The organism is Patulibacter americanus DSM 16676, from assembly GCF_000420025.1.
Lineage (GTDB): Bacteria > Actinomycetota > Thermoleophilia > Solirubrobacterales > Solirubrobacteraceae > Patulibacter > Patulibacter americanus.
In genome coordinates this window covers 106,900-122,718 of sequence record NZ_ATUD01000001.1, presented here as the reverse complement: position 1 = coordinate 122,718, position 15,819 = coordinate 106,900, and the positions used below count along the sequence as shown (strand labels likewise).

The window sequence follows — 15,819 nt, the reverse complement described above, 5'->3', positions numbered from 1 at the left end:
CCGCCCATGACGGCGCCGACGATGCACGCGATCCGCCAGCACGAGTTCGGCGGGCCGGATGTCCTCGTCCACGAGGAGATCCCGCGGCCCACGGCGGGCCCCGGCGAGGTCCTCGTGCGCGTGCGGTCGATCGGCGTGAACTTCGCCGACACCCACACCCGCGAGAACAAGTACGTGCAGAAGGCGCACCTGCCCCTCGTCCCCGGCCAGGAGGTCGTGGGCGTGCGCGAGGACTCGGGCGAGCGTGTCGTCGCGCTGACCCAGGGCGGCGGCGCCTACGCGGAGTGGGCCGTCGTGCCCGAGGCCCGCTGCGTCCCGCTGCCGGACGGGCTGCCCGACGACCAGGCACTCGGGCTGCTGGTCCAGGGCCTCACCGCCTGGCACCTGCACCGCACCTGCGGGCGGCTCGAGGGCGGCGAGACGGTCGTGGTGCACTCCGCGGCGGGCGGCACCGGGTCGCTGGCCGTGCAGCTCGCCAAGCCGCTCGGCGCGGGCCGCGTGATCGCCACGGCGTCGAGCGCGGAGAAGCGGCAGGTCGCGCTCGACCTCGGCGCGGACGTCGCCGTCGACCCCGACCCCGAGGGCCTCACGGAACGGCTGGGGGAGGCGAACGGCGGACGCGGCGTCGACGTCGTGATCGACATGTCGGGCGGCCCCGTCTTCGAGGCGTCGCTGCGCGCGCTCGCGCCGTTCGGGCGGATCGTCGTCTGCGGCATCGCGGGCAAGGAGCAGAACGAGGTCCGCACGGGCCACCTCCTGCGGCACTCCCGCTCCGTGATCGGGTTCTGGCTCTTCCACACGCTGGAGGACCCGGAGCGTCGCTTCCGCGCCCCGCTGCTCGACCTCTTCGAACGTGCCGCGCGCGGCGAGGTCCGGGTGCACGTGGGCGGGCGCTGGCCGCTGGCCGAGGCGGGGGAGGCCCACCGCGCGCTGGTGGAGCGCCGCACCACGGGCAAGCTCGTCCTCGACGTCGGCTGACACGCCGCCGCGCGGCGCGGCGGCGACCGGCGGACCGGCCGAGGACGACGCCGCGCCCCGGGCCGGGCTACAGCCGCCGCAACAGGGCCTGCTTGGCCATGGCGAACTCCGCGTCGTCGAGCACGCCGCCGCGGTGCAGGTCGCCGAGCTCACGCAGCCGGCGCATCACGGCGTCGTGCTCGTCCTCCGTCGCCTGCGCCGTGCCGGGCCCCGCGGCGTTCGGGGGCTCCTCGGCCGGCGGCGACGCCGACGCGGTGTGGGGATGCGGGAGGCGCGCCGCGATCGCCGCGGCCACGAGGGACGTCGTGCCGCCCTCGCGGAGGATCCCCCAGGTGACGCACGCGAGGTCGTTCTTCGCCGCGATCGGCAGGACGCCCCGGCGGCGGAACCGCAGCGAGCCGTTCGTCAGGCCCATGATCGGCGTCCACTCCACGCCCTCGATGGCATGGATCCCCAGGACCTGGGTGCCGGCAGCGAGCTTCGAGTCCTCGGCCCACTCCGTCCACTCGATGCGCACGGTCGTGCCGTCGAACGAGACCGCACCGTCGCCGGCCGTCGCGGTCAGGGGCACGGCCGGCGGGGGCATGAGGTACTCGCGGGCCGGGCCGTCGGGCACCCCGGCCGCGGCGCGGTCGTGCCGGACCTCGTCCACGAGGTAGCCCGCGGCGGCGAACGCGTCGCGGTCCACCGCGAGGCCGTAGGGGTCGCTCTCGGCCGTCAGCTTGCTCGTCGTGACCTGCGCGAACGGGTCGGCGCCGTCCCGCAGCCGCAGGCGCAGCCGGCCGGACTTGCGGCCCTGCTCGAACGCGATCCCGGAGATCGCCTCGAGGGGGACGGCGAGCTCCCCGAGGGACCGGCGCAGCTTGTGCACCTTGCGGCCGTGCCCGGGCACGATCCGCAGGACGCCGTCGTCGAGCGTCCAGGCGCCGTCGGGGGTGAGGACCTCGGTCACGCGGGCCAGGCTACCGGCGGCAGGAGCCGGCGACCATCGACCCGGAGACCCGGTCGCCACGACCGCGCCCGTCGGTCGCCGACCCGGGTCGAGACGGCGGCCGACGGGCGTCGTTACCCGTTCCGCGTCGATCCACGCGCATGGCATTCCGTGTCGCGCCCCGTCACGCCCTAGGATTCACGGCTGATGACCTCGTTCGCCGATCTCCGCCTCTCCGAGCCCGTCCTCGAGGCCCTGCGGGACATCGGCTACGAGAAGCCCAGCCCGATCCAGGCGCAGGGCATGCCGCCGATGCTCGAGGGCCGCGACGTCATCGGCCAGGCCCAGACCGGCTCCGGCAAGACCGCCGCGTTCGGCGTGCCGATCGTGGAGTACGTCGATCCGTCCGACAGCGACACGCAGGCGCTCGTCCTCACGCCGACGCGCGAGCTCTGCATCCAGGTCACGCAGGCCATCCGCGGCTTCGGGGCGCGCAAGGGCGTCGAGGTCGTCGCCACGTTCGGCGGCGCGCCGATCCGCGAGCAGATCTCGCGCCTGCGCTCCGGCGCCCACGTCGTCGTCGGCACCGTCGGCCGCGTGCTCGACCTCATCGACCGCGGCGCGCTGCAGCTCGGCTCGTGCCGCTTCGTCGTGCTGGACGAGGCCGACGAGATGCTCGACCTCGGGTTCCTCGAGGACGTCGAGAAGATCCTGCGCCGCACGCCGTCCAGCCGCCAGACCGCGCTGTTCTCGGCCACGATGGCGCCGCCCATCCGCAAGCTCGCGGACAACTTCCTCTACGAGCCCGAGCACGTGAAGGTCAAGTCCGACAACCTCACGGTCGACAGCGTCGAGCAGTTCTACGTCGAGGTCGCCACGAAGGACAAGCCGGAGATGCTGGCCGAGGTCATCGCGGCGGAGCGCCCGCGGCAGGCCATCGTCTTCTGCCGCACGAAGATCGGTACGGACCGCCTGTACCGCCTGCTGAAGGACCGCGGCAACAACGTCCGCGCCCTGCACGGCGACCTCTCCCAGGGCCAGCGCGACGGCGTGATGCTCGCGTTCAAGGGCGGCCGCGTGCCGATCCTCGTCGCCACCGACGTCGCGGCCCGCGGTCTCGACATCTCGACGGTCACCCACGTCGTCAACTACGACGTCCCCCGCTCGCCCGACACGTACGTCCACCGCATCGGCCGCACCGGCCGCGCGGGCGCCTCCGGCCGGGCGATCACGTTCGTCGAGCCGAAGCAGACCCGCGAGCGCGAGGCGATCGAGGAGCACGTCGGCATCCCGATGACCCCGTGGGCCGAGGGCGCCACGACGCCGACGGGCGACCGGCACGCCGCCGCCGCCGCGAAGGCGAAGGACGCCGCCGCCGGCGTCACGGCCGCCGAGGCCCCGGAGGCCGCGGTGCCCGAGGTCGCGGTCGAGGAGCCCGCCGCGGTCGTCGAGGCCGACGCCCCCGCCGTCGACGACGGCCCGCGCCGCCAGAAGCCGCGCCGCGGCCGCAAGCCCCAGATCAACCACGGCGCCGACGAGCCTGGCGTCCGCCTGGTGCTCGTGCCGGGCACCGTCGACGGGCTGCGCATCCGCGACGTGGTCGAGGGCATCACGGGCACGACGGGCCTGGACGGCGAGGCCGTCCGCGACGTCTCCGTGCTCGAGCACTTCGCGCTGGCCACCGTCCCGGCGTCCGACGCCGACGGCGCGGTCGAGGCGATCAACGCCGCGGCCGACGGGCGTCTGCGCGCGGAGCGCCTGCTCGGCGCGTAGGGGGCGGGGACGGGCCCCGGCCCGGGCTTCTCGGGCCGGAGCGCGTCGGACGTCGTCGCGGCCCGGTCCACCCGTGAGGGCGGGGACGGGCCCCGGCCCGGGCTTCTCGGGCCGGAGTGGCGTTCATACGGCGTGCACCGAAGGTCGCAGTGGCGCATCGGCGCTCGCCGGCCGGGTAACATGCGTTTCGTGACAAGTCCCGACGAGAAGCAGCTCCAGGAGACGCCCGACGCCGCCGCGGGCACGATGGTCCGCGCGTGCGACCGCTGCGGGACGGTCTGCTCCACGGACCAGGAGTGGTGCCTGAACTGCGGCGTGCGCATGACGGAGCCCAGCCAGCGCCTACCGGGCCTGCGCGCCGCGGGTCTCGTCGTGGCCCTCGCGGTCCTGCTCGCGGGCGGCGCCGCCGCCGCGTCCTACGCCGCCCTGCGCGGTGACACGCGCTCGGCGGCCAACGTGCCGAGCGAGACGACGCCCGCCCCCGTCGCCCAGGCCCCGGCGGCGACGCCCCCGGCCACCCCGCCGGCGACGGACCCGGCCCCGACGGCGAGCATCCCCGACACGGCTCCGGCGCCCGACACGTCCGACCTCGACACGTCCGGTGCGGACGACTTGGCGGACGACACGGCCCCCGACCTGGACGCGGGCGACACGGGTGCCGCCACGCCGAGCCCGGCCCCCTCGGGCGGCGGCGCCACGGACGCCGGCGCGGACGCCGCCGCTGCCTCTGCGGCTGCGGCCGCCGCGAAGAAGGCTGCCGACGACAAGAAGGCGGCCGAGAAGAAGGCCGCCGAGGACAAGAAGAAGGCGGAGGAGACGGCCCCCGTCTCCGGCCCCGTCGTCTTCGCCGCCGGCCAGGGCAGCATCTACGACCCGAACAACGTCGTCGCCGATCAGGGCGACGAGGCCAAGGCGATCGACGGCTCCACCGGTTCGAGCTGGAAGGTCGAGCTGGAGCCCGGCGAGGTCGGCGGGTTCGGCTACGTCCTGGACTTCGACCCGGCCACGAAGCTCAAGAACGTGAACGTGGTGTCCGGCACGAAGGGCGCGACCGTCAAGGTCCTCGGCACGAAGCGCTCCACGCTGCCGTTCGATGCGGCCAGCGACGGCTGGGAGCCGCTTGCGGGCGAGACGAAGCTCAAGGAGGGCGACAACGTGATCGCCCTGAAGGACTCCGGCGCCAGCAAGTACAAGCACGTGCTCGTGCTCGTGACGGACACCCCGGGCAGCCCGGCGGCCCTCACGATCCGCGAGATCAAGGCTACGCGCTAGCCGCACGCCTCACCCGCGCCGGGGTCGCGCAGACGCGCGTACGCCCGGCGCATCCGGCGGCCCGTTAGGGTCGACGGCTGTGGTTTCCACACCGACCCCTGGAGGAGCCTTGTGAGCACCGCCACCATCAGCACCAGCGAGGGCGACGTCGCCTTCGAGCTCTTCGACGCCGACGCGCCGAAGACCGTCGAGAACTTCAAGAAGCTGGCGAAGGACGGGTTCTACGACGGCCTGATCTTCCACCGCGTGATCCCGGACTTCATGATCCAGGGCGGGTGCCCCAACGGCACCGGCACCGGTGGCCCGGGCTACCAGTTCGAGGACGAGATCAACGAGCACAAGATCGTGCGCGGGACGCTCGCGATGGCGAACGCCGGCCCGAACACGAACGGCTCGCAGTTCTTCATCGTCACGGCCGACGCCACCCCGTGGCTCGACGGCAAGCACACCGCCTTCGGCCAGGTCTCGGGCGGTGAGGACGTCGTCCAGAAGATCGGCACGACGCAGACGGGTCCGGGCGACCGCCCCGTCACCCCGATCGAGATCCGCTCGGTCACCATCGAGGACTGAGTCCTCCCGCGGCGGCTCCGGCCGCCGCACCCGCAGCATTTTCGGCCCGTGCGTCCTCGATGTGCGGGCCGACTGCGTTCGCCGGCCCCAATAGTGACGGCGGCGTCACGTTTGCGCTCGCTACCCGCCCGTAGGCGCTAGTGTTGCCCCATGAGCACCCAGGAGCAGGCGTCCGCCGGGGCCGAGGGTCCCGCCACGACGATCGCGACCGCCCCGAAGGCGGAGCAGAAGCCGGTCATCGACCCGGCGACGGGCGAGACGATCGCCTGGGTCGACGAGCTGGGCGCGGAGGCCGCGGCGCGGGCCGCCGCCCGCGGCCGCGCGGTCCAGCCGGCGTGGGAGGCGCTCGGGTTCGAGGGCCGCGCCCGCGTCATGCGGCGTGCCCAGAAGTGGGTGACGGAGCACTCCGACGAGCTCGTCGCCACGATCGTCTCCGAGACCGGCAAGGCCTGGGAGGACGCCCAGATGGCCGAGGTCATGTACGCCGCCGCGGCGTTCGGGCACTGGGCCGACCACGCCGAGGGGCTGCTGGCCGACGAGAAGATCAAGGTCTCCTCGCCGCTCCTGAAGGGCAAGAAGGTCATCACGCGCCACGCGCCCGTCGGGCTCGTCGGTGTCATCGCCCCGTGGAACTACCCGTTCACGAACGGCTTCGGCGACTGCATCCCGGCGCTCATGGCCGGCAACAGCGTGCTGCTCAAGCCGGCGGAGAAGACGCCGCTCACCTCGCTGCTGATGGCCCGGGCGCTGAAAGAGTGCGGGCTGCCGGACGGCGTCATGCAGGTCCTGACCGGCCGGGGCTCCGTCCTCGGCGAGGCCATCCTCGACGTCGTCGACATGATCATGTTCACCGGCTCGACCGCCGTCGGCCGGCGGATCGGCGCGCGCGCCGGCGAGCGGCTCATCCCGTGCTCGCTCGAGCTCGGTGGCAAGGACGCGTTCATCGTCTGCGCCGACGCCGACCTGGAGCGCGCCGCGAACCACGCGCTCTTCTACGGCATGTTCAACACCGGCCAGACCTGCATCTCGGTCGAGCGCGTGTACGTCGAGGCCCCCGTGTACGACGAGTTCGTCGCGAAGGTCGCGAAGAAGGCCAAGGCCCTGCGCAACGAGCGCCCGACGGGCCCCGGGGCCACCGAGGTCGGCGCGCTGACCATCGAGAGCCAGGTCGCCACGGTGACCGAGCACGTCGAGGACGCGCGGCGCAAGGGCGCCACGATCGTCGCCGGCGGCGACCCGGACCCGAACCGCAAGGGCTGGTGGTACCCGCCGACCGTCCTCACCGACGTGGACCACTCCATGGAGTGCATGACGGAGGAGACGTTCGGGCCGACGTTGCCGATCATGAAGGTGGCCGACACGGAGGAGGCCATCCGTCTGGCGAACGACAGCCCGTACGGCCTGATGGCGTCGGTCTTCACGAAGGACATCGCGAAGGGCGAGCAGATCGCCCGCCGCATCGAGGCCGGCTCGGTCCACGTGAACGACGCCCTCATTGGCTACACGGCGCTCGAGGCTCCGATGGGCGGGTGGAAGGACTCCGGCCTCGGCGCCCGCCACGGTGCGGCCGGCATCCGCAAGTACGCGCGCGCCCAGACGATCGTGATCTCGAAGTACCACCTGAAGAAGGAGCCGCAGGTCTACCCCTACAACGGCCGCTCCTTCCGCCTGCTGGGCCGCGTGGCGCGGTTCTTCTACGGCCGCGGCACCCGCGACTGACCGGTCGGGTCACCCGCGCGGCCCGACGTACAGCGCCTGGGGCCGCCTTCGGGCGGCCCGTGGCCGTCCGGACGGCGGCGTCGCTCTCAGCGCAGCGGCACGCCGAAGAGCGCCTCGAGCGCCGGAACCGTCTCCTCCGCACTGCGGTGCAGCACGGTCTGCATGCCCAGCGCCTCGGCGGGCGGCAGGTTGAACGGCAGGTCGTCGACGAACACGCAGGCCTCCGGCGGCAGGCCGATCCGCTCCGCTCCGATCGTGAAGATCTCCGGCGCGGGCTTGCGCAGGCGCACCTCGTGGCTCAGCACCACGGCGTCGAAGGCCTCGGCCAGCAGCGCGTCGTCGTAGACCATGCCGTCGCCCCAGGAGTTCGAGATCAGGCCCGTGCGGATCCCGGCGGCGCGCGCGGCGCGGACGGCCGCGCCCATCGCCTCGTCCGGCCGCAGGGCCGAGAACATCCGCGTGACGATGCCCTCGGCGCGCTCCGGGGCCAGCCCGGCCTTCGCGGCGAACGGCGGGCCGAAGGCGGCGGTGTCGATCGCGCCCGATTCCAGGTCCTTCAGCAGCCCGCGGGCCTCGCGGTCGGTGCGGAAGAGGTCGGCGACGGCGTCGCGCTCCAGACCCTCCGCGGCGGCGAAGTCGCCGAACGCCTCGAAGACGTTCGACGTCAACACGCCGCCGAAGTCGATCAGCAGGCCACGGGGCCGGTCGCCGGCCGCGGCCCGCTCGGCCTCCTCCGCGGCGGCGGCGCGACCGGCGTCGTCCGTCGCGGGCAGGGCGCCGGTGGTGTCGACGGGGCGTGCGCCGCCCGCGTCCGCCCCCGGGGCGTCGACGGGCTTCACGCCGCCCGGGTTCGCGGCTGTGGTGTCGACGGGCCCCGCGCCCGTCCCTTCGGGACCGCTCACGAGGCGTGCGCGATCGAGAGGGCGTAGCGCGCGATCGCCGGGACGACCTCGTCCAGCGAGGCGAAGAACGGGTCGTCGCCCGCGCCCGCGAGGTGGCGCTTGTACGAGCCCTCGAGGAACACGCACGCCTTCCAGCCCGCGAGCACCTGGTACCAGCGGATGTCGTCGACGTCGCGACCCGAGCGGGCGGCGTAGCGCTCGACGATCGCGGCGCGGCTCGGGAACCCGTCCTCGGCGGTGACGGCCGACATCGATGCGAGGGGACCGGAGTCGAGGTGCGCCTCGGCGTAGTTCGCCGTCAGGTACCCGAGGTCGGCGAGGGGATCGCCGATCGTGGAGAGCTCCCAGTCGAAGATCGACGCGAGGTGCGGGACGGTGTCGCCGCCCGGGCCGGCGTCGGGGCCCGCGCCGAACATGACGTTGCCCAGGCGGTAGTCGCCGTGGACGAGCGTGGACTCCCGCTGCACCGGCAGGTGGTCGCGCAGCCATGCGGCGGCCTCCTCGACCTCGGGCAGCGCCCGCGTGGCGTTGTGCTCCCACAGGCCGCCGAAGCGGCGCAGCTGCCGCTCGAGGTAGCGCCCGTCGCCCTTGCCGAACCAGTCCAGCCCTGCGCCCTGCCAGTCGACGGCGTGCAGCTCGACGAGGCCGTCGACGAGCTCGTCGACGATCCGGTCCTTCGCCGCGTCGCTGGCGAAGCGCTTCGGCAGCGTGCTCCCGATGACGTCGCCGTGGACCTGCTCCATGACGTAGAACGGGACGCCGAGCGCGGACTCGTCCTCCTCCAGCACGAGCACCCGCGGGGTCCGCACCGGGCGGTCCTCGAGCGCCTGGAGCAGCTTCGCCTCGCGGACGACGTCGTGGGCGCTGGGCGGCAGCGGCGGCCGCGGCGGGCGGCGCAGCACGACGTCGGCACCGTCGCGGGAGAGCAGGTACGTGATGTTGGAGTGCCCGTCGCCGATCATCCGCGCCTCGATCGGACCCGACCCGATGCCGGCGGCGTCGAGGAGCGCCTCGACCGGCCGGCGGACGAGCAGCGGCGCGCGCTCCTGCGCCGCGGCCTCCTCCGGGGTGTCCACGACGAGCGGGCTCTCTCCCATGGCCGCAGGCTACCGGCGGGTCGACCGGGCGCGTGCGTGCCGGGAGAGGCCGCGGACCGCGCGCCGTGGTCTCCTTCGCCCCGGGGGCCGTGGTCGCGTTCGTGCCGGGTGGGCCGCGAGCGCGTCGTAGACTCGGCGTCGTGTCGCCCGCCGCGTCGCCGTCCCTCCCCGAGCCCGCCGGAAGGGGCCGTGCCGTCGCCGCCGGGGTCGTCGCGGCCGCCGGCCTCGCCGCCGGGGCCCGCGCGCTCTGGCTCGCCGCGGCCGCGCGGCGCTTCGCGGGCGTGCGCGGCGACCGCTTCGACCGGCCGGGGGCGGGGCGATGACCGAGCTGATCCTGCTCCGCCACGGGCAGGCGGTCGACAAGGCGCCGACGCACGCCGACGCCGACCGCGACCTCACCACCCGCGGCGAGGAGCAGGCCCGCGCCGCCGGCCGCGCCCTGGCCGCCCTGGGCCTGGAGCCCGACGTCGTCCTCGCCTCGCCGAAGATCCGCGCCTGGCGCACCGCGACGCTGGCCTGCGACGTCCTCGCCGCCGACCCCGTCGAGCACCTGCCGCTCGTCGGGCTGGACCGCGAGGAGGCGCTGCTCGCCGCGGGGCTGGGGGAGCGGGTGATGCTCGTCGGGCACGACCCGGACCTCTCGCAGGTGGTCCACGACCTCACCGGCGCGCGCGTCCGCATGCGCAAGGGCGGCGTGGCGATCCTCACCCTGGACGGGCACCGCGCGACGCTCGCCGCCCTGCTGCGGCCGGCCGAGCTGGAGCGGATCGGGGGCTGAGCCGTGCCGGAGCTGCCCGAGGTCGAAATCACCGCGCGGCTCATGACGGCCGCGCTCGCCGGCGCCACCGTCGACTCCGCCCGTGCCCCGGGCCTGGCGACGATGCAGACGTTCCGCCCGCCGCTCGACGCGCTCGCCGGCGGCACGCTCGAGCGCGTCGACCGCCGCGGCAAGCTGCTCCTCCTGCGCTTCGCCGGCGGCGGACTGACGGACGACGAGCATCCCGACGGCCGCGCCACCCTGATCGTCCACCTCATGAGCGCCGGCCGCCTGCAGCTCTTCGACAAGCGGGCGACGATGAAGGACCGCACCGCCCGCATCGTGATCCGCCTGAACGGCGGCGCCGACGGCCACGAGGGCGAGCGCGAGCTGCGCCTGAAGGAGTTCGGCACCCGCCAGTCCGCCTGGGGCCGCCTACTGCGCGACGACGACGTCGAGTCGGACGAGACGATCGCCACGCTCGGGCCCGAGGCGTGGCCGGAGCCGCCGCTCCTGCGGTCGGCCGCCGAAGCCGACGCCAACGCCGACGGCGGCTACGACGAGGATCGCGGGCCGGGCGTGCTGGTCCTGCCGCCCCGCCGCACGTTGCGGGGCGCGCTGCGCGACCAGCGCGTCATCGCCGGGATCGGCCGCCGCTGGGCCGACGAGATCCTGTGGGAGGCGAAACTCGCGCCCCTGCGCCGGTGCGGCGACCTCGACGAGGAGGAGCTGACGCGGCTGCGCGCCGCGATCGTCGTCCGGCTCGACGGCGGCATCACCCGCTACGCCGCCGACCTCAAGCTGCCCCTGAAGGACAAGTTCCCCGTCCCCGAGCAGGTGCACGGGCACGCCGGCGACCCCTGCCCCCGCTGCGGCACGACGATCCTCGCCGTCCACTACGAGAGCGACGAGATGGCCTACTGCCCCCACTGCCAGACGGGCGACAAGCCCTACAAGGACCGGCGTTTTTCGCGCTTGTTGAAGGATTAGGGGTCGGGCGCCCGCAGGGCGCGTTGGCCTCTGCTGCCTTTGGGGTTCGCCGCGGCAGCTCGCACTCCGTCCGCCGACCGCGACCGCGTGGACCCGCCCTGAGGCGGGGGTCGGGCGCCCGCAGGGCGCGCCGGCCCGTGCTGCCGCCGGGGTTCGTCGGACCAGCTCCCACCCCGATCCGCCGGCCGCGACCGCCGGCACCCGACCGGGGCGGCACCGGGTGCCGTGCCGCCGTCATTACCGTTGGGGCCGGCCGCCGGCCCGCCCGACCGTCCGGTGCGTGACGGGCCGCACGCTCGACGCGCTAAGGTGACACCGGCGTCACTTTCCCGTGGCGCCGTTCTGGAACGAGCGAGGGGACGGCATGGCGACCACCACGGGCGAGCAGCACTTCGACACGGACTGGGTCGTCGTCGGCTCCGGCTTCGGCGGCAGCGTCTCGGCGCTGCGGCTGAGCGAGAAGGGGTACGGCGTGACCGTCCTCGAGCGTGGCGAGCACTTCGACGACGCGAGCATGCCGAAGAGCTCGTGGGACCTGCGGCGCTACTTCTACGCGCCGAAGCTCGGGATGCGCGGCATCTTCAAGCTCACCCTCTTCCGCGACGTCTACATCATGAGCGGCGCCGGGGTGGGCGGCGGCAGCCTGACGTACGCGATGACGCTCTACGTGCCGCCGAAGGCGTTCTTCGAGGACCGCCAGTGGGCCGGCCTGGACGACTGGCGCACGAAGCTCGCCCCGCACTACGAGACCGCGCAGCGGATGCTCGGCGTCACCGACGTGGTCGCCGACGACCCCGCTGACGTGCTGCTCAAGCAGTACGCGGACGAGATCGGCGTGGGGGACACCTACCGCAAGGCGCGCGTGGGCACCTACATCGACACGCCGGGCGAGACGGTCGCCGACCCGTACTTCGGGGGCCAGGGCCCCGAGCGCACCGGCTGCTCGAACATCGGCCGCTGCATGCTCGGCTGCCCCCAGGGCTCGAAGAACTCGACGACGAAGAACTACCTCCACTTCGCCCAGCGGCTCGGCACGCGGATCGAGTCCCGGCGCGAGGTCGTCTCCCTGCGACCCCTCAACGGTGCGGACGGCGCCGACGGCTGGGAGGTCGTCCACGAGCGCACCGGCTCGCGTTGGCGCAAGGACCGCCGCACGATCCGCGCCCGCGGGGTGGTCGTCGCCGGCGGAGCGCTGGGGACGAACGAGCTGCTCGCGCGGTGCAAGCTGAACGGCGACCTGCCGAAGATCTCGCCGCGGCTCGGGCACCTCGTGCGCACGAACTCCGAGGCGATCCTGGGCGTGACGGTCCCCGAGGGTCGCGCCGAGGCGCTGAGCAAGCGCGTCGCGATCACCTCGTCGATCTACCCCGACCCGCACACCCACATCGAGACGGTGACCTACGGCAAGGGCGGCGGCGCGCTGCGCGGCATGTTCACCGTGATGGTCGGCGACGGCACGCGGCTCTCGCGGCCCCTGAAGTGGCTGGGTCAGATGGTCCGCCACCCGGGCTGGGTCAAGGAGCTCGTCTTCGCGAAAGGCTGGTCGGAGCGCACGGTGATCGTGCTCGTCATGCAGGCGCTCGACAACTCGATCTCGCTCGTGGCCAAGCGCCGGCGCGACGGCAGCGTGAAGCTCCAGACCCGCCAGGACCCCGACCACCCGAACCCCACGTTCATCCCCGCGGCCAACGCCTTCACGGACTGGCTCGCGCGCCAGACGGGCGGCGTCCCGGCCTCGTCCGTCACCGAGGCGCTCTTCAACATCCCGTCGACCGCCCACATCCTCGGCGGGGCACCGATCGGGGTGGATCCGGAGCACGGCGTGGTCGACAGGGAGCAGCGCGTCTTCGGCTACGAGAACCTGCTGGTCTGCGACGGCGCGGCGATCCCGGCGAACGTCGGCGTGAACCCCTCGTTGACGATCACCGCGATGACCGAGCTGGCGATGGACCGCATCCCGGCCAAGCCGGGCTCCGCGCCGGTGGCCCCGTTCGGCCGGGTCGCGATCCCGGGCAAGACGGCGAGCGGCGATCCCGAGCCGCTGCCCGTCAGCCGCACGATGCGCGGCGCCGTCGAGGAGCAGGCGCTGACCTCCGAGCAGGCCGACGCGGCCGAGGCGGCGGGCGCCGGGGCCGAGGGCACCGGGGCGGCAGAGCCGACGCGGGTCTGAGGCCGGAGCGCTGTGTTGCGGTTGACCACCTCTGAGGTGGTCAACCGCAACACAAGCGCGTCAGCCGACCGTCAGCACCACCTTGCCGCGGGTCGCCCCGCCGCCCACGAGCTCGTGGGCCTGCGCGGCGTCCTCCAGCGCGAAGGTCGCCGAGACGTGGGGCCGCAGGCCGCCGCGCACCACGGTGCCGGTGAGCAGCTGCAGCTCCAGGCCGTCCGGGGCGACGTAGACCCACGGGTCGCGGACGCCCTCCGGGGCCGGGTCGTTCTCCGCGCCCGAGGGCAGGGTCACGATCGTCCCGCCGGGCCGCACGAGGGGGAGGGCCGCCCGTCGAGCCGGCCCGCCGTGGCCGTCGAGCACGAGGTCGACGGGGTCGATCCCGGCAGCCCAGTCCTCGCGGGTGCGGTCGAGGATCTCGTGGGCGCCGAGGCCGCGGACGAAGTCGACGTTGTCGGGCGAGCAGAGCGCGAGCACGTGCGCGCCGAGGTCGGCGGCGATCTGGACCGCGAGGTGGCCCACGCCGCCCGACGCCGCGGTGATCAGCACGCGCTGGTTCGTCTCCAGGCCGCCCGCGTCAGCCATGGCCTGCCACGCCGTCAGGCCGCCCATCGCCATCGCGGCGGTGTGGACGTCGTCGAGGTTCGCCGGCGAGCGGCTGAGCTGCGAGACGTGGGCGACCGCGTACTCCGCGTAGGCCCCCGCGGCGTGGGGGAACCCGACGGTGCCGAAGACCCGGTCGCCGACGCCGAAGCGGGCGACGCCCCAGCCGGCCTCGACAACCGTGCCGGCAAGGTCCCAGCCCGGGATCCACGGGAACGGGTGCTCGCCGAGGAACCGCGTGGCACCGGCGCCCTGGCGGGTCTTGAGGTCGACGGGGTTGATGCCGGCCGCGGCGACGCGGATCAACACCTCGCCGGGCCCGGGGGAGGGTCGCGGGACCTCGCGAAGCTCGAGGACGTCGGGTCCGCCGGCCGCGGTGGCGACGACGGCGCGCATGGTGTCGGGCAGCTCGGGCATCCCGGGGGACTCTGGCACGATGGGCCTCGTGCCCCTTCCCGAGCCCGGTCAGACCGCCCCCGACTTCACGCTGCCCGCCGCCGACGGCACGCCCGTCACGCTCTCGGAGCTGCGCGGCACGTGGGTCGTCCTCTACTTCTACCCCAAGGCCTCGACGCCGGGCTGCACCACGCAGGCCTGCTCCGTCCGCGACAACCGCGCCGAGTACGAGCGCCGGGGCGCCCGCGTCCTGGGCGTCTCGCCCGACCCGGTGGCGAAGGTCGCGAAGTTCGTGGAGAAGGAGTCCCTGGACTTCACGCTCCTGGCCGACGAGGACCACGCGGTCTGCGAGGCGTACGGCACGTGGGTGGAGAAGTCGATGTACGGCAAGACCTACTGGGGCGCGTCGCGCTCCACGGTCATCGTCGACCCCGAGGGCGTCGTCCGCGAGGTCTTCCCGAAGGTCAAGCCGGCCGAGCACGACGCGAAGGTGCTCGCCGCGCTCGACGCGCTGCAGCCGGCGTAGGGCGGGGTTGCCGGGGGGGATCCGCGGCGCCCGGGACCCGGGGGCGGCGGACGCAGGCCGCGGATCCGGGCTTGCCCCCGGGGCGCCGGACGACGATGCTCGTCGTGCGCTCCGTCCCGTGATGAGCTTCCGCCCGTCCGGCCGTCACACCCACCATGAGCACCGACACCGAGACCACCCCGGACCGCGAGGCCTTCGAGGCCCAGGTCCGCCGCCACGCCCGCGAGCTGCAGGTCCACTGCTACCGGATGACGGGCAACGTCGAAGAGGCCCAGGACCTCGTGCAGGAGACGTTCCTGCGGGCCTGGCGCAAGCGCGAGCAGTACGCCGGGCGCTCCACGCTCCGGGCGTGGCTCTACCGCATCGCGACGAACGCCTGCCTCGACGCGCTCGACAAGCGCCCCCGGACGCCGACCGCCGACGGCGAGATCCTCTGGCTGCAGCCGTATCCCGACAGCCTGCTCGAGACGCTGCCCGCCGACGACGATGGCCCCGAGGACGCCGTGGTCGCGAAGGAGACGATCGAGCTGACGTTCCTCGCCGCCATCCAGCACCTGCAGCCGCTGCCGCGCGCGGTGCTGATCCTGCGCGACGTCCTCGACCTCTCCGCCAAGGACACGGCCGAGATCCTCGAGACGACGGTCGCGTCGGTGAACTCCGCGCTGCAGCGCGCCCACGCCGGGTTGCGCGAGCACCTGCCGGAGCCGCGGGCCCGGTGGCGCCCCGACCAGGAGCCCTCGGCGGCCGAGCGCGAGCTGCTGACGCGCTACGTCGAGGCCAGCGAGCGCGCCGACCTCGACGCGTTCGTCGCGCTCCTGCACGAGGAGGCCCGCTTCTCCATGCCGCCGTACCCCGGGACGTGGACCGGGCGCGACGAGGTCATCGCGAGCTGGCGCGCGGGAGGGTTCGGCAGCGACACCATGGGCGAGATCCGCTGCGTGCTCACGCGCGCCAACCGCCAGCCCGCGGTCGCCGGCTACGTCCGCCGCCCGGGCGACGCCGAGTTCGTCCTGCTCGCCCTGGACGTCCTGCGGATCGAGGACGGCGCCGTCCGCGAGATCGTGGCGTTCGACCACAGCCTGCTGGGGCCGTTCGACCTGCCGGGGACCCTGCCGGCGTAGGGCGTCAGGTCACCCGC

At 74.2% G+C, this 15,819-nt stretch carries 15 protein-coding genes; 11 read left to right on the top strand and 4 right to left on the bottom strand.

The genetic code is table 11. The annotated features are described in order from the left end of the window. Positions 1-6: 6 nt before the first annotated feature. The gene (locus tag F593_RS0100575; RefSeq protein WP_022926819.1) at positions 7-978 is read left to right on the top strand and encodes a quinone oxidoreductase family protein; all 972 of its coding nucleotides are present in this window, start codon (positions 7-9) and stop codon (positions 976-978) included. Between the two features lie 67 nt (positions 979-1,045). Here F593_RS0100575 and F593_RS0100570 read toward each other — a convergent pair whose 3' ends face one another. Next, a complete protein-coding gene (locus F593_RS0100570; RefSeq protein ID WP_022926818.1) occupies positions 1,046-1,930 on the bottom strand; it encodes a DUF4429 domain-containing protein in 885 nt (294 codons plus the stop codon). Positions 1,931-2,116: 186 nt separating this feature from the next. Here F593_RS0100570 and F593_RS0100565 point away from each other — a divergent pair, with 186 nt between their 5' ends. The 4 genes from F593_RS0100565 (at position 2,117) to F593_RS0100550 (ending at position 7,243) form a co-directional block, all read left to right on the top strand. After that, complete coding sequence (locus F593_RS0100565; protein WP_022926817.1) at positions 2,117-3,682, top strand: DEAD/DEAH box helicase; 1,566 nt, start codon at positions 2,117-2,119, stop codon at positions 3,680-3,682. 189 nt (positions 3,683-3,871) lie between these two features. After that, positions 3,872-4,954: a hypothetical protein gene (locus F593_RS0100560; protein ID WP_022926816.1), complete on the top strand. Its 1,083-nt coding sequence runs from the start codon at positions 3,872-3,874 to the stop codon at positions 4,952-4,954. 111 nt (positions 4,955-5,065) lie between these two features. Then, complete coding sequence (locus tag F593_RS0100555) at positions 5,066-5,524, top strand: peptidylprolyl isomerase (protein WP_022926815.1); 459 nt, start codon at positions 5,066-5,068, stop codon at positions 5,522-5,524. 150 nt (positions 5,525-5,674) lie between these two features. Next, positions 5,675-7,243, top strand: a complete 1,569-nt coding sequence (locus F593_RS0100550; RefSeq protein WP_022926814.1) for a succinic semialdehyde dehydrogenase — start codon at positions 5,675-5,677, stop codon at positions 7,241-7,243. A gap of 86 nt (positions 7,244-7,329) precedes the next feature. Here the strand turns inward: F593_RS0100550 and F593_RS0100545 are convergent, their stop codons facing one another. Next, positions 7,330-8,145 carry an HAD-IA family hydrolase gene (locus F593_RS0100545; RefSeq protein WP_022926813.1) on the bottom strand — a complete coding sequence of 272 codons (816 nt, stop codon included), beginning with the start codon at positions 8,143-8,145 and terminating at the stop codon, positions 7,330-7,332. Then, positions 8,142-9,242: a phosphotransferase family protein gene (locus tag F593_RS0100535; RefSeq protein ID WP_022926812.1), complete on the bottom strand. Its 1,101-nt coding sequence runs from the start codon at positions 9,240-9,242 to the stop codon at positions 8,142-8,144. The genes F593_RS0100545 and F593_RS0100535 overlap by 4 nt, the downstream gene beginning before the upstream one ends. A gap of 140 nt (positions 9,243-9,382) precedes the next feature. On the opposite strand from F593_RS0100535, the gene F593_RS0100530 reads away from it, so the two are divergent. The 4 genes from F593_RS0100530 (at position 9,383) to F593_RS21255 (ending at position 13,159) form a co-directional block, all read left to right on the top strand. Continuing rightward, the gene (locus F593_RS0100530; RefSeq protein ID WP_022926811.1) at positions 9,383-9,565 is read left to right on the top strand and encodes a hypothetical protein; all 183 of its coding nucleotides are present in this window, start codon (positions 9,383-9,385) and stop codon (positions 9,563-9,565) included. Then, the gene (locus tag F593_RS21260) at positions 9,562-10,020 is read left to right on the top strand and encodes a SixA phosphatase family protein (RefSeq protein ID WP_022926810.1); all 459 of its coding nucleotides are present in this window, start codon (positions 9,562-9,564) and stop codon (positions 10,018-10,020) included. Before F593_RS0100530 ends, F593_RS21260 begins: the two co-directional genes overlap by 4 nt. 3 nt (positions 10,021-10,023) lie before the next feature. Then, entirely contained in the window at positions 10,024-10,989 is a 966-nt protein-coding gene (locus F593_RS0100520; RefSeq protein WP_022926809.1) for a DNA-formamidopyrimidine glycosylase family protein, read from the top strand. A 364-nt stretch (positions 10,990-11,353) separates the two neighbouring features. After that, positions 11,354-13,159 (top strand): FAD-dependent oxidoreductase, encoded by a 1,806-nt coding sequence (locus F593_RS21255; protein ID WP_084629343.1) that lies wholly within the window; start codon positions 11,354-11,356, stop codon positions 13,157-13,159. 60 nt (positions 13,160-13,219) lie between these two features. Here the strand turns inward: F593_RS21255 and F593_RS0100510 are convergent, their stop codons facing one another. Next, positions 13,220-14,176, bottom strand: coding sequence for an NADP-dependent oxidoreductase (locus tag F593_RS0100510; protein ID WP_033205208.1), 957 nt, complete (start codon positions 14,174-14,176; stop codon positions 13,220-13,222). A gap of 28 nt (positions 14,177-14,204) precedes the next feature. Between F593_RS0100510 and bcp the strand changes: the two genes are divergently transcribed. Both bcp and F593_RS21250 read left to right on the top strand, forming a co-directional pair. Beyond that, positions 14,205-14,681, top strand: coding sequence for a thioredoxin-dependent thiol peroxidase (gene bcp / locus F593_RS0100505; RefSeq protein WP_028721309.1), 477 nt, complete (start codon positions 14,205-14,207; stop codon positions 14,679-14,681). A gap of 155 nt (positions 14,682-14,836) precedes the next feature. Further along, a complete protein-coding gene (locus F593_RS21250) occupies positions 14,837-15,802 on the top strand; it encodes an RNA polymerase subunit sigma-70 (RefSeq protein ID WP_022926805.1) in 966 nt (321 codons plus the stop codon). Positions 15,803-15,819 lie beyond the last annotated feature (17 nt).

Bases quoted from the DNA above. Each gene is read 5' to 3' on its own strand.
- F593_RS0100575 (WP_022926819.1), top strand. From the start codon at position 7: ATGACGGCGCCGACGATGCACGCGATCCGCCAGCACGAGTTCGGCGGG.
- F593_RS0100565 (WP_022926817.1), top strand. From the start codon at position 2,117: ATGACCTCGTTCGCCGATCTCCGCCTCTCCGAGCCCGTCCTCGAGGCC.
- F593_RS0100550 (WP_022926814.1), top strand. From the start codon at position 5,675: ATGAGCACCCAGGAGCAGGCGTCCGCCGGGGCCGAGGGTCCCGCCACG.
- F593_RS0100535 (WP_022926812.1), bottom strand. From the start codon at position 9,242: ATGGGAGAGAGCCCGCTCGTCGTGGACACCCCGGAGGAGGCCGCGGCG.
- F593_RS21260 (WP_022926810.1), top strand. From the start codon at position 9,562: ATGACCGAGCTGATCCTGCTCCGCCACGGGCAGGCGGTCGACAAGGCG.
- F593_RS21255 (WP_084629343.1), top strand. From the start codon at position 11,354: ATGGCGACCACCACGGGCGAGCAGCACTTCGACACGGACTGGGTCGTC.
- F593_RS0100510 (WP_033205208.1), bottom strand. From the start codon at position 14,176: ATGCCCGAGCTGCCCGACACCATGCGCGCCGTCGTCGCCACCGCGGCC.
- F593_RS21250 (WP_022926805.1), top strand. From the start codon at position 14,837: ATGAGCACCGACACCGAGACCACCCCGGACCGCGAGGCCTTCGAGGCC.